The 16,474-nt window shown below is 58.9% G+C and carries 16 protein-coding genes; 5 read left to right on the forward strand and 11 right to left on the reverse strand.

Going from position 1 to position 16,474, the window contains the following annotated elements:
- Positions 1–90: 90 nt before the first annotated feature.
- The 6 genes from F8N12_RS02255 to chrA all read right to left on the reverse strand — a co-directional run bounded on the left by F8N12_RS02255 (position 91) and on the right by chrA (position 5,185).
- Entirely contained in the window at positions 91–735 is a 645-nt protein-coding gene (locus tag F8N12_RS02255; RefSeq protein ID WP_191623095.1) for a response regulator transcription factor, read from the reverse strand.
- On the reverse strand, positions 732–2,255 hold the full coding sequence (locus tag F8N12_RS02260) for a sensor histidine kinase (protein ID WP_150578975.1): 1,524 nt from the start codon (positions 2,253–2,255) through the stop codon (positions 732–734). Before F8N12_RS02260 ends, F8N12_RS02255 begins: the two co-directional genes overlap by 4 nt.
- 173 nt (positions 2,256–2,428) lie before the next feature.
- A complete protein-coding gene (locus F8N12_RS27755) occupies positions 2,429–2,833 on the reverse strand; it encodes a hypothetical protein (protein ID WP_224787660.1) in 405 nt (134 codons plus the stop codon).
- A gap of 182 nt (positions 2,834–3,015) precedes the next feature.
- On the reverse strand, positions 3,016–3,519 hold the full coding sequence (locus tag F8N12_RS02270; protein ID WP_150578976.1) for a DUF6644 family protein: 504 nt from the start codon (positions 3,517–3,519) through the stop codon (positions 3,016–3,018).
- The gene (locus F8N12_RS02275; protein ID WP_150578977.1) at positions 3,519–3,869 is read right to left on the reverse strand and encodes a DUF6152 family protein; all 351 of its coding nucleotides are present in this window, start codon (positions 3,867–3,869) and stop codon (positions 3,519–3,521) included. The genes F8N12_RS02270 and F8N12_RS02275 overlap by 1 nt, the downstream gene beginning before the upstream one ends.
- A 116-nt stretch (positions 3,870–3,985) precedes the next feature.
- Positions 3,986–5,185, reverse strand: coding sequence for a chromate efflux transporter (chrA, locus tag F8N12_RS02280; RefSeq protein ID WP_150578978.1), 1,200 nt, complete (start codon positions 5,183–5,185; stop codon positions 3,986–3,988).
- A gap of 204 nt (positions 5,186–5,389) precedes the next feature.
- Between chrA and F8N12_RS02285 the strand changes: the two genes are divergently transcribed.
- On the forward strand, positions 5,390–6,388 hold the full coding sequence (locus F8N12_RS02285; protein ID WP_150578979.1) for a bile acid:sodium symporter family protein: 999 nt from the start codon (positions 5,390–5,392) through the stop codon (positions 6,386–6,388).
- Between the two features lie 63 nt (positions 6,389–6,451).
- Here F8N12_RS02285 and F8N12_RS02290 read toward each other — a convergent pair whose 3' ends face one another.
- Both F8N12_RS02290 and F8N12_RS02295 read right to left on the reverse strand, forming a co-directional pair.
- The gene (locus F8N12_RS02290; RefSeq protein ID WP_150578980.1) at positions 6,452–6,880 is read right to left on the reverse strand and encodes a nuclear transport factor 2 family protein; all 429 of its coding nucleotides are present in this window, start codon (positions 6,878–6,880) and stop codon (positions 6,452–6,454) included.
- Between the two features lie 115 nt (positions 6,881–6,995).
- The gene (locus tag F8N12_RS02295) at positions 6,996–7,427 is read right to left on the reverse strand and encodes a nuclear transport factor 2 family protein (protein WP_150578981.1); all 432 of its coding nucleotides are present in this window, start codon (positions 7,425–7,427) and stop codon (positions 6,996–6,998) included.
- A 158-nt stretch (positions 7,428–7,585) separates the two neighbouring features.
- On the opposite strand from F8N12_RS02295, the gene F8N12_RS02300 reads away from it, so the two are divergent.
- Together F8N12_RS02300 and F8N12_RS02305 are read left to right on the forward strand one after the other, a co-directional pair.
- A complete protein-coding gene (locus F8N12_RS02300; RefSeq protein WP_150578982.1) occupies positions 7,586–8,017 on the forward strand; it encodes a DNA methylase in 432 nt (143 codons plus the stop codon).
- Positions 8,014–8,772 (forward strand): DUF72 domain-containing protein, encoded by a 759-nt coding sequence (locus F8N12_RS02305; protein ID WP_150578983.1) that lies wholly within the window; start codon positions 8,014–8,016, stop codon positions 8,770–8,772. Before F8N12_RS02300 ends, F8N12_RS02305 begins: the two co-directional genes overlap by 4 nt.
- Positions 8,773–8,796: 24 nt before the next feature.
- On the opposite strand, the gene sodC is transcribed toward F8N12_RS02305, so the two are convergent.
- Positions 8,797–9,318, reverse strand: coding sequence for a superoxide dismutase family protein (gene sodC / locus F8N12_RS02310; protein ID WP_150578984.1), 522 nt, complete (start codon positions 9,316–9,318; stop codon positions 8,797–8,799).
- Between the two features lie 256 nt (positions 9,319–9,574).
- The gene (ilvD, locus tag F8N12_RS02315; RefSeq protein ID WP_150578985.1) at positions 9,575–11,257 is read right to left on the reverse strand and encodes a dihydroxy-acid dehydratase; all 1,683 of its coding nucleotides are present in this window, start codon (positions 11,255–11,257) and stop codon (positions 9,575–9,577) included.
- Positions 11,258–11,640: 383 nt separating this feature from the next.
- Here ilvD and mqo point away from each other — a divergent pair, with 383 nt between their 5' ends.
- Both mqo and F8N12_RS02325 read left to right on the forward strand, forming a co-directional pair.
- Positions 11,641–13,287, forward strand: coding sequence for a malate dehydrogenase (quinone) (gene mqo / locus F8N12_RS02320; RefSeq protein ID WP_150578986.1), 1,647 nt, complete (start codon positions 11,641–11,643; stop codon positions 13,285–13,287).
- 249 nt (positions 13,288–13,536) lie between these two features.
- Positions 13,537–13,746, forward strand: a complete 210-nt coding sequence (locus F8N12_RS02325; RefSeq protein ID WP_150578987.1) for a hypothetical protein — start codon at positions 13,537–13,539, stop codon at positions 13,744–13,746.
- A gap of 287 nt (positions 13,747–14,033) precedes the next feature.
- Here the strand turns inward: F8N12_RS02325 and katG are convergent, their stop codons facing one another.
- The gene (gene katG, locus F8N12_RS02330) at positions 14,034–16,298 is read right to left on the reverse strand and encodes a catalase/peroxidase HPI (RefSeq protein WP_150578988.1); all 2,265 of its coding nucleotides are present in this window, start codon (positions 16,296–16,298) and stop codon (positions 14,034–14,036) included.
- Positions 16,299–16,474: the final 176 nt, after the last annotated feature.

Here is a 16,474-nt window from a genome sequence, read left to right on the forward strand (position 1 = left end):
GATAGCGGGCTGCCATCCTTTGCCCGATATCACTGGAAGATACGCCGTCATGTCAGCGGGAAAATCATACGTGCGTATAAAACCGTTTTTTCACTGATCGACGCGAAGTGCTTCTGCCATTCGCACCAGATCGGCAAAAGAGCGTGCGAACATCTTGCGCATGGCCTGGCCGCGATGAATTTTCACGGTGATTTCACTCAGGCCGATTTCACCGGCTATCTGCTTGTTCATCAACCCCGACGCAGCCAGTGCCATCACGGTTTTCTCTCTCGGGGTCAGGGTCGCATAACGCCCGCGCAACTCATCAGTGCAGCGGCGGCTCTCCCGTTGCGCCTTGTCGCGAGCGAGGGCCGTCGACACCGCGTCGATCAGGTCCTGCTCGCGAAAGGGCTTTGACAGAAAATCCACCGCGCCGGCCTTCATGGCCCGCACGGTCATGGCAATGTCGCCGTGGCCGGTCATGAACACGATTGGCAAATGAATGTGCGCCGCTGCCAGATCATTTTGAAAGTCCAGCCCGCTGATACCGCGCAGGCGTACGTCCAGAACAAGGCAGCTGGGCAGATCGGCGCGCTCGTACTGCATGAATTCCGTCACTGAGGCGAACAACTTGACTTGCAATCCAAGGGAGCGCAGCAGGCTGCCGAGGGATTCGCGCAGCGGCGCGTCATCGTCGACGATGTACACCAGCGGTTCGTGATGTGCCGGCTTGTTCATGGGGTGATGTTCGTTCATGAAGCGGTCCCCTGCAGCGGCTCACGGTGACTTGCGTCGAGCAGAGGCAACGCAAAGAGGAATGAGGTGCCCTGGCCCTCGTTGCTTCTGGCCCAGATCCGCCCACCGTGGAAGTCGATGATCGAGCGGCAGATCGAAAGGCCCATGCCCATGCCGTTTTCCTTGGTGGTAAAAAACGGGTTGAACAGGAACGGGAGCAGGTCTGCTGAAATGCCCGAACCGCCGTCGGCGACTTCCAGCACGACTTTGCTGTTTTCCACCCAGGTGCGGATTCGCAGCACGCGCTCGGCGAGCGGCAGCATCTGCATCGCCTGGCCGGCATTGATGATCAGGTTGATGATGACTTGCTGCAGCTGCACGCGGTCGGCGCAGACCATCGCCGTCGGTGTATCCATCTCCAATATCACAGTGATGGTGTGTAACTCTATTTCCCGCTGCACCAGGCTCAGCGATTCGTTGACGATGTCGTCGAACGGCTCGGGCTGGCGCGTCGGATCGCTGCGGCGTGACATGGCACGGATTCGGCTGATGATGCCGCTGGCCCGGCACGAACTGGCGATGATCCGGTCCAGCGACTGGCGTGCTTCTTCCAGGTCCGGCACCGGCCGGTCGAGCCAGCGTCGGCATGCTTCGCCGCTGCTGGTGATGGCCGTCAGCGGTTGATTGACCTCGTGGGCAATGGTCGCCGCCAGTTCACCCAGCGAGGTCACCCGAGCGACGTGGGCCAGTTCACACTGAGCGCGAAACAGCGCCTCCTCGGCCTGTTTACTGGCGGTGACGTCCTGCAATGCGCCGAGGTATTCGATGCGCCCGTGACGACTGTCGAGCGGGCTGGCGATCATGTGCACATGTTTGATGCGGCCATCGGGCAAGAGCAGACGGTGGCGGATTTCGATCGGCGATTCGTGTCGCGCCGCTTTGTCGAGCACCTCCAGCGCCAGTGCCCGATCATCGGGATGGGTGCGCTCCAGGATCATCGCAAACGTGGGATTTTCGTCCAGTGGGTATTCATAGATCCGCGCCGATTCGGCGGACCAGGAAATACGGTCCATATACGCACAAAAGCAGACATTGCCGGTCTGGCTCAGCCGTTGCGCACCGGTCAGATAGGCCTCGTTGTGGCGCAGGCGGTCGGCCGCGTATTTGCTGCGCAGCGCCAGAAAGGTAATTGCCGAAAGCGCCGTGAGGCAGCGGAAAAAACCAGTGGTGGTCTCCCACTGCTGGTATCCCCCGTGATAAACGAACAGTGCGGTCAGCAGGGCGATGCACATCAGCGCAACGAGGATCACCACATTGATCGAGAATAGATTGGCAGCCATCAACAACAAGGTGATGTAAAGAATCGTTGGTGCGTAGTCGGTATGGGTGTGCGAATTGATGATGACGATGCCGCACGCCACCACCAGACCGATGATCCAGCCCAAGGCATTTTCCAGTGGCTTGTGACTGATACTGATCAGTGGCCGCGGGGTGATCTGGCCGGGGGTGTAGTGCTTTTTGCTCAACGCAGCTTTGATCATTCGAACAGGCACTCCTCCAGGGGGCAACTTGGTAACGGTGCAAATCCTAAGAGCAATGCTTGTCAGCCGACAGGACAAAAAACCCGGAATTAACGCCAGTCAGGATGTGCGCATCCCGCTTGGATGCGCACCGGGTGGCCGTGCGCGACGGCGCGAGGTGGTGGTCGCTGAGCTCAGCGGCAAGCGATACAGAAGTAGGGCATGACTTCGGAGCTGGAATCGTAACCATAGCCGCCATCGGCAAGCCGATTTTCGATCAGCCGGTCCGAGCCGCCTTCCGCCACTCGGGTGCCGCGCAGGGGGTTGTGGCCGGCGAGTTGATTCTGCTTGAGGCGATCGGAGCCATCGGCGGCGAGCTGGCGTTCGCGCAGACGGTCAGCGCCGCCTTCGGCAACGTGATCCGGCGCCAGTTTTTCCGGCGCGTGCTGCACCAGCGGCGCGACAGCATCGCGATCGCCACCGGCACGACTACCGCCCTTGGCGGACCCGATTCCTGCTTCATCGGCCTGGGCGGCGATCGCGACGAAAGCGCTGGCGGCGAGCAGCGCACTGCCTAATGCGTATTGAAGTGTTTTCATCAGGTGCACCTTATTACTTCATGGGATATTTCAAGCAACCAGCAGGCAGGCAAAAATGCAGTCCGTCCCAACACCGGCATTGATCCATGCATGTTAATGGGCCTGAAAATCCCGTCACTCATGCGAAGGTTGTCCGGGGCGGGCATCTAGGTATTAACGCGCCATACGTTGGTATGAGAGGGTCAGGTATAAGCCAGCAAGCGGCCGCATAAAATCACTGAGAACCAAAGGGCGATTGACAACAGCGCCTGAACCTTGGCGACTGCTGGCGCTGATGCGTTGATATCCCAGCGGCTGACCGTGCGATATACACCGACGTGGAACAGCCCGGCATTGATGCCCGCCGTGGCAATCAGGCCGAGTTTCAAGATGAAAACATTGTTGCTGGCGAAGTCGTGAGGATGAGCGCTGAACATCATCAGCCCGGCAGGTACGATCAGCAGCAGCGCCCCCAAGGACCAGACCAGCAAGTGGCGAGCCAGCGCCGTCACCGCGATGCCTTTGGATAGCCCAAGCACACGCAGATCGAACATCGCCACAGAGCCGACCAGCACCGAGAACCCGATGATGTGCATTACTTCAACCAGCGGGTACAGCCACAGATCCCCACGCATGGCCGCACCCAGCGCCGAGTCGTCGAGCCAGTCCAGCCAGCGTGCTCCGGCGGCGCTGTCACCGGACTGCATCAGCGCAGCTCGATGGACTTGTCGTTAATGGTTATGCGCTCGGCGCGCAATTCATCGGCATTTTTGCGATTGGGATAGCCAACCACCGTCGCCATTTGCCCGACTTTCAGCATCTCTTGCGACAGCCCACGGTTTTCCATGCGTGACGGCGGAGCAAGCACTACATTCCAGGTTTTTTCCGTAGTCTTGAGCTTGATCAAACCGTGAGGATGCGAATAACCGGTCTCTTCTATCGTGCCCTTCAGCTCCATTTCGTTGTTGGAATCGTATTCGCTCCAGCCGTGATGAGCGAATGCTGCCGTTGCCGTCAGCAGAGCGGACAACGCGATGCCGCCGAGTATGCCTTTCATGACAGTTCTCCTGTTTTCAGCGCAGATTCCGTTCAAGAATAGTCGGCAGATTTTCAGTAGGGGGCCCAAGTCGTCAGGTTTGTGTTTCAGAAAAAGTGGTGGACGGCGTGGTTCGCTTACAAGCCCGACAGCCAGCCGATGCCTGCGCAACTCATCACTACCAGCCATGGTGGTAATTTCCAGAACATCAGCGCTACCAGCGCCAACAAGGCCAAGGCAAAGTCTGATGGTTCGATGATGGCGCTGGTCCAGACCGGTTGATAAAGCGCAGCCAGCAAAAGGCCGACCACTGCTGCATTGACACCGATCAGGGCAGCTTGCGCGCGTTTGTTGCGGCGCAGTTGCTCCCAGAAAGGCAATGCGCCGACTATCAGCAGGAAGGCCGGCGCGAAGATCGCCAGCAAGCAGACCAGGCCTCCCGTCCAGCCATTGGGGGCCGTGTTCATTGAAGCGCCCAGGAAAGCGGCGAAGGTAAACAGCGGGCCAGGCATCGCTTGGGCGGCACCGTATCCCGCAAGAAAAGTTTGATCGCCGACCCATCCACCGGGCACCACCTCGGCCTGCAACAACGGCAAGACTACATGACCGCCACCAAACACCAGCGAGCCGGCCCGGTAGAACGCATCCACCAGAGCAACGGTTTGATAAGGCAGCCATTGAGCGAGTAAGGGCAACCCCAGCAAAAGGACGACAAACAGCGTCAGGCAAATGGCCCCGGTCCGCCGACTGACGGGGATTTGCAGCGGCTCATGTTCGGCATCCTGCCCGGGTTTGAACAACAGCAGGCCGCCCACCCCGGCAGCGACAATCACACCGACCTGGCTCCACGCGGACGGCTGCAGCAGGACGATGGCGGCCGCCAGGGCCATGAGGGTGACGCGTAGGGCGTCCGTGCACAGGCTGCGCGCCATGCCCCAGACCGCTTGCGCAACCACTGCGACGGCAACGATTTTCAGACCGTGCAGGGCGCCGGGCGTGATCAAGCTGCTGTTATGCGCCAGACCCAGGGCAAACAGGATCAGGATGACAGCCGACGGCAGGGTGAACCCCGCCCAGGCAGCCACTGCACCGGCATACCCCGCCCGTGACAGGCCGAGCGCGATTCCGACCTGGCTGCTGGCCGGCCCAGGCAGGAATTGGCACAGCGCCACAAGGTCGGCGTAGCTGCGCTCGCTGAGCCAGCGCCGTCGTGTCACAAATTCATCGCGGAAATAGCCAAGGTGTGCGATTGGGCCGCCAAAGGATGTCAGCCCAAGCCGCAGGAAGATCAGAAATATTGCCCAGCCATTGCGGTCATCAGTGCGCAAATCGGTCATGCAGGTGCCTTCCTGAAACGAACAGGCTTACTGTCGCGGATCGCCATTCTACCCATGGCGACGCCTGTTCGTAGAGGGCAACGACCTGGCACTCTTCACTTGACGTATGTCCGTTTAGAGACATCCACTGGCTTGTTAGCGTTAGTCGGCAATCATCAGTCGCGCTACAGTCGTCGCCACGCCTTGGCAACTTCGGACATTTTTATGACACGCCCACGTTTCCTCCCCGACAACTTCACGCTGACACTGGTCGCCGTCGTCATCATCGCCAGTTTGCTGCCAGCCAGCGGCCAGGTGGCCATGGGTGTCGGCTGGCTGACCAACAGCGCCATTGCCCTGCTGTTTTTTCTGCACGGGGCAAAGTTATCGCGTGAATCGGTGATTGCCGGGGCGGGGCACTGGCGGCTGCACCTGTTGATATTCGGCCTTACATTCGTGCTCTTTCCGTTGTTGGGGCTGGCACTGAAACCCTTGCTGTCACCGATGATCGGCGCCGACCTGTACATGGGCATGCTCTATCTGTGCGCGCTCCCGGCCACGGTGCAATCGGCGATTGCCTTTACCTCGCTGGCCCGGGGGAATATTCCGGCGGCTATCTGCAGCGCCGCTGCGTCCAGTCTGTTCGGGATTTTCCTCACGCCCTTGCTGGTGACGCTGTTGCTCAACGTGCACGGCGATGGTGCCTCGACACTGGACGCGATTGTGAAAATCAGTGTGCAGCTGTTATTGCCGTTTATTGCCGGTCAGATTGCGCGACGCTGGATCGGCGCGTGGGTGGGGCGCAACAGGAGCTGGCTGAAATTTGTCGATCAGGGCTCGATTCTGTTGGTGGTGTACGGCGCTTTCAGCGAGGCAGTAAACGAGGGAATCTGGCAGTTGATTCCGGCGTGGCAGCTGGCCGGGCTGGTGCTCGCGTGCTGCATCCTGCTCACGCTGATATTGGTGGCGTCAACAGTGCTGGGCAAAATGTTCGGCTTCAATCAGGAGGATCGCATCACCATCCTGTTCTGCGGCTCGAAGAAAAGCCTGGCGACCGGCGTGCCCATGGCGCAAGTGCTGTTCGCCGGCAGCACGATTGGCGTGCTGATTCTGCCGCTGATGCTGTTCCATCAGATTCAGTTGATGGTCTGTGCAGTGCTGGCGCAGCGCTTCGCCAATCGTCCCGAAACCGTGCCCGAGCTGATGGCGCAGGTTGATCCTTGACGGTTTTCGCGCTGAGGTGGGGCATCGCGCTTGCCGCCAATTCAGCCGGCGCTGCCTTGGCGATCAGGCCTTGCTGGCCGCCAGATAGGCGCCGAGGCGACGGCCCATTTCTTCGCCCAATGCTTGCAAGCCACTGAGAGGACGGACCATTACTTCGAACTCGACAATTTTTCCCTGTTCATCGAAGCGGATCATGTCGATTCCTTTCAATTCTTTCCCGGCAACTTTCGCGCTGAACTCCAGCACCACATTCAAACCATCCGCCGTCGCCAGCTCGCGGTGATAGCGGAAATCCTCGAAGACGTTGAACACTGTGTTGAGAATCATCGTGACCACGGGAGCACCCGGGTAGGGCGTATGAGCCATCGGTGAACGGAATACCGCTTGCGGGTCGAGCAAGCCTGGGAGAGCTTGCAAGTCGCCCTTGCGAATCATCTCGTGCCATTGGCTCAAAGTGGCAGCGGCGGCGGGGTGCAGGTTCAGTTCTGACATCGTCTATTCCCGAGTTGTTGTTGTTGTTGTTGTTGTTGTTCAAGGGTGATCGTTGAAACCCGGACAGAGACTAGATGATGTCCGGGCTACGGTCATCCTGTGTATGCAACAACAATCAGAACCTGAATGCCTGACGACCTATCAGCAGCCACTGGCCATTCTGCTTTTGCCAGATCTGGAAATTTTCGATTTCCGTCGGAACAACTTCGGTGCCTTTGAGCGCCTGGGCCGAGAAGTGATTACGCACCAGCGCAGTGTCGCCAGACAGGGTGACGGTCTGTTTCTGCATTTCGAGCGTCTTGAAGGCACTTTTGCCGGTTTCAATGTCGGCAATGAATTCCTTCTTGTTTTGAATAGTGCCGCTGGAGTGACCGTAAGTCAGGTTGTCGGCCGTCAGCTTATTCAATTCTGGAATGTTCTTTTTCAACATCGCTTGAGTCAGATGATCAACGGCTTGCTCGACATCCTTCACGGCGGCGCCTGGTGCTGCTGCGACGTAACCGCTGAAAAGGCAGAGAAAACCGACCAGCACTTTCACGTTTGTCATGGGTGTTTCCTTATTGTTGTTTAATTCTGAACGACCGCCATCACCAGCTTGTCGGTCGTCGTACAACCTAGCATGCCTCGATAAAAAAACGAACTTGCAGTGCGGTGTTTTCTCGAAGCTAGCAATGGAGTCAAGACTTCGCGGAGGAGCGCCTGACGATGAGCAAAACGATCAGTGCCAGCGATCTGGGCATTGCCCTCGAACGCGACGATGAAAGCGCCTTGTTCAAGTGGTTTATTGCCAGCTTCCTGATGGGCAAGCGCATCCAGGCTGACATCGCCGTGCAAGCTTACCGCGTGATCGTCGAGAAACACGCGCGCGACACTGCGCGCAAGTTGGCAGGCTGTACTCACCGTGAACTGGTTTTGATGTTGGGTGAAGCGCGTTATGTGCGCTACGACGAGACCACAGCGGCGCGCCTGTTGAATCTGAGCAGGAAAATGATTGATGAATATGCTTGCAGGATCCTCAACATCCGCGTTGCCAGTGAAGACCGTTTGGCGTTTGAAAAGCGCTTGAGCGAATTCGAAGGCGTGGGGCCCAAGACCGTAGAAATTTTCATGCGCGACGCTGCAGCGGTGCTCTATTGAACGGCCTTGGCGCACGGCCAGCGGTGTATGTCGGTTGCGCCGGCTGGAATTTGCCGCGGGAACACTGGCCGTTGTTTACCGAGCATGGCACCCATCTGCAGCGCTACGCCTCGCAGATGAGTGCAGTGGAAATCAACAGCTCGTTTTATCGAGCGCATCAGCCGCAAACCTATGCGCGCTGGGGGCAATCGGTCCCGCCGGGGTTTCGCTTCTCGGTGAAGATGCCCAAGCAGATTACTCACGTTCAGCAGTTGCAGGAATGCGATCAGCTGCTGGACGATTTCCTCTTCCAGTGCACGATGCTGGGGGATTCACTGGGGTGTCTGTTGGTGCAATTACCGCCGTCACTGAAGTACGAGGAGGCCATCGCCACGGGGTTTTTCGAGGCATTGCGGCATCGCTACGCTGGAGCAGTGGTGCTTGAGCCTCGGCATGAGAGCTGGTTACAGGCTGAAGAGCTGTTGATTGAACATCGAGTGGGGCGGGTGGCCGCCGATCCGTCAGTTATCGGTGGCGGTGGGGCTCCAGGTGGCTGGCCGGGCATTCACTATTGGCGCTGGCATGGCTCACCGCGTATCTATTACAGCGACTATGATCTGGAGCGATTGCAAGCGCTGGCCCGCCAGGCGCACATCAGCGCGCAAGCCGGCATCGCCACCTGGTGCATTTTCGATAACACCGCCGGCGGCTTTGCCTTGGGTAATGCGCTGACGTTGCGCCAACTGCTGAACAGCGCTGCAGCGTCTATCTGTTGAAAGTTAAACGCTGCGCCAACCGGGTCAGATCACCCCGCACGCCACTCGGTCGCCGCCACCGCCCAAGGGTTTTGGCATGTCCGCGTGGTTGTCGCCGCCCGCGTGGATCATCAGCGCATGGCCTTTGATCTCGGAAAGTTTTTTCAGGCGCGGCGCCAGCACCGGGTAGTTGGCGATGCCATCGGCGGTCACGTACACCGCCGGCAAATCGCCCATATGACCTTCGGCATAAGGGCCCAGGTGCTTGCCGGTTTTCTGCGGATCGAAATGCCCGCCCGCCGCCAGCGCTGCACCTTTGACGCCGTCCTTCGTGCCCGCCTCGCAGCTGCCGTTTTCGTGCACGTGGAAACCATGGACACCGGCCGGCAGGGATTTCAGGTTCGGGGTGAACAGCAGGCCATACGGCGTCTCGCTGACGTTAACGGTGCCAATCGCTTGCGGCGCGCCGTCGGCGCTGACAAGGTTCATCGATACTTCCTGCGACGCAGCCTGGGCAGTACCCGCCGCGAGAAAACCGATTACGCCAATCCATAGGGAACGCTTCATGGGTTACTCCTGATCTGAAAGGACAAGCTGATAGCCTGACGGCATTAACTGAGGATGAATCGAACAGGGCGAGTCGGTATCGCCTGTGTAGAGGTGAGAGTCGATCAGGGTTACAGAAGTTTTAACGGTGTTGAGGTGTATTTGTTACCAGACGCGTTTGAACTGGACTGATCGATGATTTCGACACTGAACCTGCAGGAGCCATCGGGCGGCGATCCGACTTGCCCACGATGGCGTCCGCCCTGACCACACCTCTCTACAAATATTTATCAGTAACAGCCCCCTCGGACGCACTGGAGACCGTCTTCGCATACTTGGCCAATACCCCGCGCTTGTACTTCGATTCCGGCCGCACCCAACGGGTCTTGCGTTCCGCCAGTTCGGCATCGGACACCTGCACGGTAATCTGCCGCGTTTCGGCATCGATACTGATCCTGTCGCCGTCTTCAATCAGTGCAATCGGCCCGCCTTCGAAAGCCTCCGGTGTGATATGCCCGACCACGAACCCATGCGAGCCGCCGGAGAATCGGCCATCAGTGATCAGCGCCACGTCCTTGCCCAACCCTTTGCCCATCACTGCCGACGTCGGCGAGAGCATTTCGCGCATGCCCGGGCCGCCCTTTGGCCCTTCGTAGCGGATCACGATCACATCGCCGGCCTGGACCTCACCCTTCAGAATGCCGGCCAATGCACCTTCTTCACCGTGATAAACCCGCGCGGTGCCGTCGAAGCGCAGGCCTTCCTTGCCGGTGATTTTCGCCACTGCTCCGCCGGGCGCCAGGTTGCCGCGCAGCACAACCAGATGGGAATCCTCTTTGACCGGCCGATCAAACGGCAGAATAACGTCTTGACCGTCAGGGTAGTCAGCGACGTTGGCGAGGTTTTCCGCCAGGGTCTTGCCAGTCACCGTCAGCACGTCGCCGTGCAACATGCCGGCGTTGAGCATGCGTTTCATCAGCGGTTGAATACCGCCGATGGCCACCAATTCGCTCATCATGTATTGGCCGCTGGGGCGGAGGTCGGCAACCACCGGCGAAATTTTGCCCAGCTCGACGAAATCGTCCAGCGTCAGCTCGACATCCACGGCATGCGCCATGGCCAGCAGATGCAGCACGGCGTTGGTCGAGCCGGCGAGGGCAATGACCACGCGAATTGCATTCTCGAAGGCCTGGCGGGTCATGATGTCGCGCGGCTTGAGGTCCAGCTTCAGCAGCTCCATGACCTGCTGGCCAGCGCGAAAACTGTCCGAGGCCTTGTCGCTGCCGACGGCATCCTGCGAACTCGATCCGGGCAGGCTCATGCCCAGCGCCTCGATAGCCGACGCCATGGTGTTGGCCGTGTACATACCCCCGCACGAGCCGGGGCCGGGAATTGCCACTTCCTCGATCTGCCTGACCTGGATTACGTTGATGTCGCCGCGCGCTTGCTGGCCCACTGCTTCGAACACCGAAATGATGTCGGTGTGGCCGGCGCCCGGGCGGATCGTTCCGCCGTAGACGAAGATGGAAGGGCGGTTGAGGCGTGCCATGCCGATCAGGCAGCCCGGCATGTTCTTGTCGCAACCACCGACGGTGACCAGGCCATCGAAACCTTCACACCCGGCAACCACTTCGATCGAATCAGCAATCACCTCGCGCGACACCAGCGAATATTTCATGCCTTCAGTGCCGTTGGCGATGCCGTCGGAAATGGTGATGGTGTTAAAGATGACGCCCTTGGCGCCGGCGGCATTGGCACCTTTTTCAGCTTCCTGCGCCAGCTTGTCGATGTGCATGTTGCACGGCGTGACCATCGCCCAGGTCGAGGCAATGCCGATCTGCGGCTTCTTGAAATCCTCGTCGGTGAAGCCGACGGCCCGCAGCATGGCGCGCCCGGGTGCGCGCTCGATTCCGTCGACTACTTGAGAGGAATACTTGCGTAGCTGATCGTTCTCGCTCATGACTTTTACTCACCGTTATGTCGCGCAAATCAAAGCTCAGTATAGAGGCGGTCGTTACGCATGCCCGGACTATCAAGTCGGGAACAGACGCGCGGGTTTGCCTTGTCGTGATATTCTTTGCAACAACTTGGTTTGACCTATTCAGTTAGCGTGTCTTCGAGACGCGCCAGCAGAATCACTGTCGCTCAAGTAGCTGAGGCCAAAAACGATAAAAAGTCAGTTCAGCAGGGACATATAAATTGAGGTCGATCAACACGTCGGCCTTGTGTGCCCACCCCTCCGATTTTTGACGCTGCCCCACGACATCCTGCCTGAATGCCGTGAAACGAGGGCCTCGTCATGAGTACGGCAGGGCGGATGGCGTTTTATCATAGGTGCAACAGATGTTTAGAAAAATGAACACGGCCCTGTTGGGGCTGGCTTTGTCGATGGGGATCACTTCCGCTCAGGCGGAAGAGGCAAAGAAAGTTGATGTCCTGCTGATCGGCGGCGGCATCATGAGCGCCACGCTCGGCGTCTGGCTGAATGAGCTGGAACCCGGCACTTCGATGGAAATGATCGAGCGCCTCGACGGCGTCGCCCAGGAAAGCTCCAACGGCTGGAACAACGCCGGTACCGGTCACTCCGCACTGGCCGAGTTGAACTACACCCCGGAAGACGACAAGGGCAACGTTCAGATCCCGAAAGCCGTTGAAATCAACGAAGCGTTTCAGATCTCCCGTCAATTCTGGGCCTGGCAGGTTCAACAGGGCGTGCTGAAAAATCCGCGTTCGTTCATCAACTCCACACCGCACATGAGCTTCGTGTGGGGCGACGACAACATCAAGTTCCTGAAAAAACGTTACGAAGCCCTGCAAGCGAGCCCGCTGTTCGCCGGCATGCAATACTCCGAAGACCCGGCTGTGATCAAGAAGTGGGTTCCGCTGATGATGGAAGGGCGTGACCCGAACCAGAAAATCGCAGCCACCTGGTCGCCGATCGGCACCGACGTCAACTTCGGCGAAATCACCCGCCAGTTCGTCGCGCACCTGCAAACCACCCCGAAGTTCGACTTGAAGCTGTCCAGCGAAGTGCAGGACATCACCAAGAACGACGACGGTACCTGGCGCGTCAGCTACAAAAACCTGAAAGACGGCAGCAAGTCCGAAACCGACGCCAAGTTCGTTTTCATCGGCGCGGGCGGCGGTGCACTGCATTTGCTGCAGAAGTCCGGCATTCCTGAAGCCAAGGAATACGCAGGCTTCCCGGTGGGCGGCTCGTTCCTGGTGACCGAAAACCCGACCATCGCCCAGCAACACCTGGCCAAGGCTTACGGTAAAGCGTCGGTTGGCGCACCACCGATGTCGGTTCCGCATCTGGACACCCGGGTTCTGGACGGCAAGCGCGTCATCCTGTTTGGCCCGTTCGCCACCTTCAGCACCAAATTCCTCAAGGAAGGTTCCTACCTTGACCTGTTGAGCACTACCACCACGCACAACGTGTGGCCAATGACCCGGGTCGGCATCAAGGAATACCCACTGGTCGAGTACCTTGCTGGCCAGCTGATGCTGTCCGATGAAGACCGCCTCAACGCCTTGAAAGAATACTTCCCGAACGCCAAAGCTGAAGATTGGCGCCTGTGGCAAGCCGGCCAGCGTGTGCAGATCATCAAGCGTGATGAAGAAGCCGGTGGCGTGCTGAAACTGGGTACCGAGATCGTCGCTTCCGCTGACGGTTCGATTGCCGGTCTGCTGGGCGCTTCGCCGGGTGCCTCGACCGCGGCGCCAATCATGCTGACCGTGCTGCAGAAAGTGTTCAAGGACAAGGTTGCATCGCCGGCCTGGCAGGAAAAGCTGCACCAGATCGTGCCGAGCTACGGCACGCAGCTGAACGGCAATCCTGAGAAGGTGGCGCAAGAGTGGGCCTACACCGCCAAGGTGCTGGAACTGACTCCGCCACCGGCCATCGATCAGGCAGTGGCTCCGGCCGCTGCACCGACTGAAGCGCCCCAGGCTCCGAAGGCTAATGCTTCGAGTGATATGGCTCTGTAAATAGTCGAGTTGTTCGAAAGCCCGCTGAACCGGTGACGGTCAGCGGGCTTTTTTGCGAATGGCGTCAATCGCCAGAACCGATATGGCGCTTGTGAACTCAATGCCAGGTTTTTCAACCCGAGCCTTACCACCAAGCCAAACTCGCCAACCGGCGGTCAGTTCACCTGAATTTTTTTCATCTTGCACAACTCGACAGTTTGAGGAGCACTTGCTCTTCGATGGCGGTGTATTCCGCTGGGGGACATTTCAATGATTTCAATCGAAGACTTCAGGATCAAATCTCACGAACTGCTGATCGAAATGGACGCCGCGACGATGGGAATGATGGTGCTGGTCTCATCCCGATGTGTTTCAGGCCCGGCGTGGGAGGAGGCGACCTTGCGGCATCACAATGCCTGTGAAGGGTGGAACGAATTTCTCAACTCACCTGACCCGGTATTGACCCCGGTTCCAGAGTGAGAATCACCGACCTTATGGCATGGTCGCAACGTCAATAAGCTGTGGCTGATCCGTATTTTTTCGCTTGACCTGCATCTGTTCCGCTCGCGGCCAGTGGCTCACACTGGCAGCTCTTTCAGAAGCAGGAGGCAGCGATGGCCAAGATGTCGATATTCCTTGGTGGATTTTTGGTGTTGACCATCTTGATAGGTGCGCTGGCCACTATCTCTCCCGTCTAGTCTCTCAGCACCGAGCCAGCAAACCACAACGCCTCCATATGGGAGGCGTTGCAGTGTCAGCGACAGCGGTTATTGAAGGTCGAACCGATCCAGGTTCATCACTTTAGTCCAGGCAGCGACGAAGTCTTTGACGAATTTCTCCTGCGAATCCGCACTCGCATAGACCTCGGCCAATGCGCGCAGCTGAGCATTCGAGCCGAATACCAGATCCACCCGCGTCGCCGTCCACTTCGCTTCCCCGGTCTTGCGATCCCTTCCTTCAAATTCCGTGTTGTCCGGTGAGGTCGGTTTCCATTCGACGCCCATGTCCAGGAGGTTTTTGAAGAAATCATTGGTCAGCGCTTCCGACTGCGTCGTAAACGCACCATGACGAGTTTGCCCAACGTTAGTGTCCAGCACGCGCATGCCGCCGATCAGTGCGGTCATTTCCGGGGCGGTGAGGTTCAGCAACTGGGCCTTGTCAATCAACAAGTGCTCGGCCGGGATGCTGTAGTGCGATTTGGTGTAGTTGCGGAAGCCGTCGGCGATCGGTTCGAGAAATCCGAAAGATTCGACATCGGTTTGGTCCTGCGAGGCGTCCATCCTCCCCGGGGTGAACGCCACCGTGACGCTGTGGCCGGCATTTTTTGCGGCCTGCTCGACGCCGGCGCTACCGGCCAGCACGATCAGGTCTGCCATCGAGATTTTCTTCCCGCCACCCTGTGCGCCGTTGAATTCGCTCTGAATGCGTTCGAGGGTATCGAGGACTTTAGACAGTTGCTCGGGTTGACTGGACTGCCAGAATTTCTGCGGCGCGAGGCGCAAACGGCCGCCATTGGCGCCGCCGCGTTTGTCCGAACCGCGGAATGTCGAGGCTGCCGCCCAGGCTGTGGAGACCAGTTGCGAAACGGACAGGCCGGACTGCAACAGTTTGCTCTTCAGTGCGGCGACATCGCTGTCGTTGACCAAGGCATGGTCGAGGTCCGGAATCGGGTCTTGCCAGAGCAGTTCTTCGCTGGGCATTTCCGGGCCGAGGTAGCGCGAGAGCGGGCCCATGTCGCGGTGCAGCAATTTGTACCAGGCGCGCGCGAAGGCATCATCCAGCTCCTGCGGATTCTCCAGATAGCGCCGGGCGATCGGTTCGTAGACCGGATCGAAACGCAATGCCAGGTCGGAGGTCAGCATGGTCGGGTTGCGGCGCTTGTTCGGGTCGTGGGCATCCGGAATGGTGCCGGCCCCGGCACCGTCCTTGGCGATCCACTGGTTGGCGCCGGCCGGGCTCAGGTTCGGTTCCCACTCGAAACCGAAGAGGTTCTCCAGATAATTATTGCTCCACTGGGTTGGCGTGGTGGTCCAGGTGACTTCCAGGCCGCTGGTGATGGTGTCCGGACCCTTGCCGGTGCCGAAGCTGTTTTTCCAGCCCAGACCCTGCAGTTCCAGGCCGGCGGCTTCGGGTTCTGCGCCGACGTTATCGGCAGGGCCGGCACCGTGGGTTTTGCCAAAGGCGTGGCCGCCGGCAATCAGCGCGACGGTTTCTGCATCATTCATCGCCATACGGCCGAACGTTTCGCGAATATCCTTTGCGGAGGCCAGCGGGTCGGGGTTGCCTTCCGGTCCTTCGGGGTTGACGTAGATCAAGCCCATTTGCACGGCGGCGAGCGGGTTTTCCAGGTTGCGACCCTTGTCGGTGCGGCTTTCTTCGTTCTCGCCAGGCTCCGCTACCAGTGGGCCTTCGCCAGGTTCCTGCATCGGCTCGTCGGTTTTGCCATAACGGGTGTCGCCACCCAGCCACTTGTTTTCCGAGCCCCAATAAACCGACTCGTCCGGCTCCCAGACGTCCGGACGCCCACCGGAAAAACCGAAGGTCTTGAAGCCCATCGACTCCAGCGCGACGTTGCCGGTAAGAACGATCAGGTCGGCCCAGGAAATTTTTGCACCATATTTTTGCTTGATCGGCCACAGCAAACGCCGGGCCTTGTCGAGACTGACGTTGTCCGGCCAACTGTTGAGTGGGGCAAAACGCTGTTGTCCATAACCGGCGCCGCCACGACCGTCGCCTGTGCGGTAGGTGCCGGCGCTGTGCCAGGCCATCCGCACGAAGAGGGGGCCGTAATGGCCGAAGTCCGCCGGCCACCACTCTTGCGAATCGGTCATCAGTGCGCGCAGGTCTTGCTTGAGCGCTTCGAAATCGAGGGTCTTGAACGCTTCGGCATAGCTGAAACTCTCGTCCATGGGATCTGACAGGGACGAGTGTTGGTGCAAGATCTTCAGGTTCAGCTGGTCAGGCCACCAGTCGCGGTTCGTCGTGCCACCGCCTGCGGCGTGGTTGAACGGGCATTTCGATTCGTTTGCCATGTGCGAGCTACCTTTTTGGTCGTATTCATTCGACTACACGGCCCGATATGGGCGTTTGAATAGCAACAAGCGAAGTCGACGACACAAGCTGTAGCCCGGCATTTTGAGCAATTGATTCGTTGAACACGCACCGTATTCACAAACGCAATCGAGTTGCCCCACGGGCGGCCTTGGTC

This window comes from Pseudomonas fluorescens (assembly GCF_902497625.1).
GTDB lineage: Bacteria > Pseudomonadota > Gammaproteobacteria > Pseudomonadales > Pseudomonadaceae > Aquipseudomonas > Aquipseudomonas fluorescens_BQ.

Bases quoted from the DNA above. Each gene is read 5' to 3' on its own strand.
- F8N12_RS02260 (WP_150578975.1), bottom strand. From the start codon at position 2,255: ATGATCAAAGCTGCGTTGAGCAAAAAGCACTACACCCCCGGCCAGATC.
- F8N12_RS02295 (WP_150578981.1), bottom strand. From the start codon at position 7,427: ATGACAAACGTGAAAGTGCTGGTCGGTTTTCTCTGCCTTTTCAGCGGT.
- ilvD (WP_150578985.1), bottom strand. From the start codon at position 11,257: ATGAGCGAGAACGATCAGCTACGCAAGTATTCCTCTCAAGTAGTCGAC.
- chrA (WP_150578978.1), bottom strand. From the start codon at position 5,185: ATGACCGATTTGCGCACTGATGACCGCAATGGCTGGGCAATATTTCTG.
- F8N12_RS02270 (WP_150578976.1), bottom strand. From the start codon at position 3,519: ATGCAGTCCGGTGACAGCGCCGCCGGAGCACGCTGGCTGGACTGGCTC.
- F8N12_RS02290 (WP_150578980.1), bottom strand. From the start codon at position 6,880: ATGTCAGAACTGAACCTGCACCCCGCCGCCGCTGCCACTTTGAGCCAA.
- F8N12_RS27755 (WP_224787660.1), bottom strand. From the start codon at position 2,833: ATGAAAACACTTCAATACGCATTAGGCAGTGCGCTGCTCGCCGCCAGC.
- mqo (WP_150578986.1), top strand. From the start codon at position 11,641: ATGTTTAGAAAAATGAACACGGCCCTGTTGGGGCTGGCTTTGTCGATG.
- F8N12_RS02285 (WP_150578979.1), top strand. From the start codon at position 5,390: ATGACACGCCCACGTTTCCTCCCCGACAACTTCACGCTGACACTGGTC.
- sodC (WP_150578984.1), bottom strand. From the start codon at position 9,318: ATGAAGCGTTCCCTATGGATTGGCGTAATCGGTTTTCTCGCGGCGGGT.
- katG (WP_150578988.1), bottom strand. From the start codon at position 16,298: ATGGCAAACGAATCGAAATGCCCGTTCAACCACGCCGCAGGCGGTGGC.
- F8N12_RS02275 (WP_150578977.1), bottom strand. From the start codon at position 3,869: ATGAAAGGCATACTCGGCGGCATCGCGTTGTCCGCTCTGCTGACGGCA.
- F8N12_RS02255 (WP_191623095.1), bottom strand. From the start codon at position 735: ATGAACGAACATCACCCCATGAACAAGCCGGCACATCACGAACCGCTG.
- F8N12_RS02325 (WP_150578987.1), top strand. From the start codon at position 13,537: ATGATTTCAATCGAAGACTTCAGGATCAAATCTCACGAACTGCTGATC.
- F8N12_RS02300 (WP_150578982.1), top strand. From the start codon at position 7,586: ATGAGCAAAACGATCAGTGCCAGCGATCTGGGCATTGCCCTCGAACGC.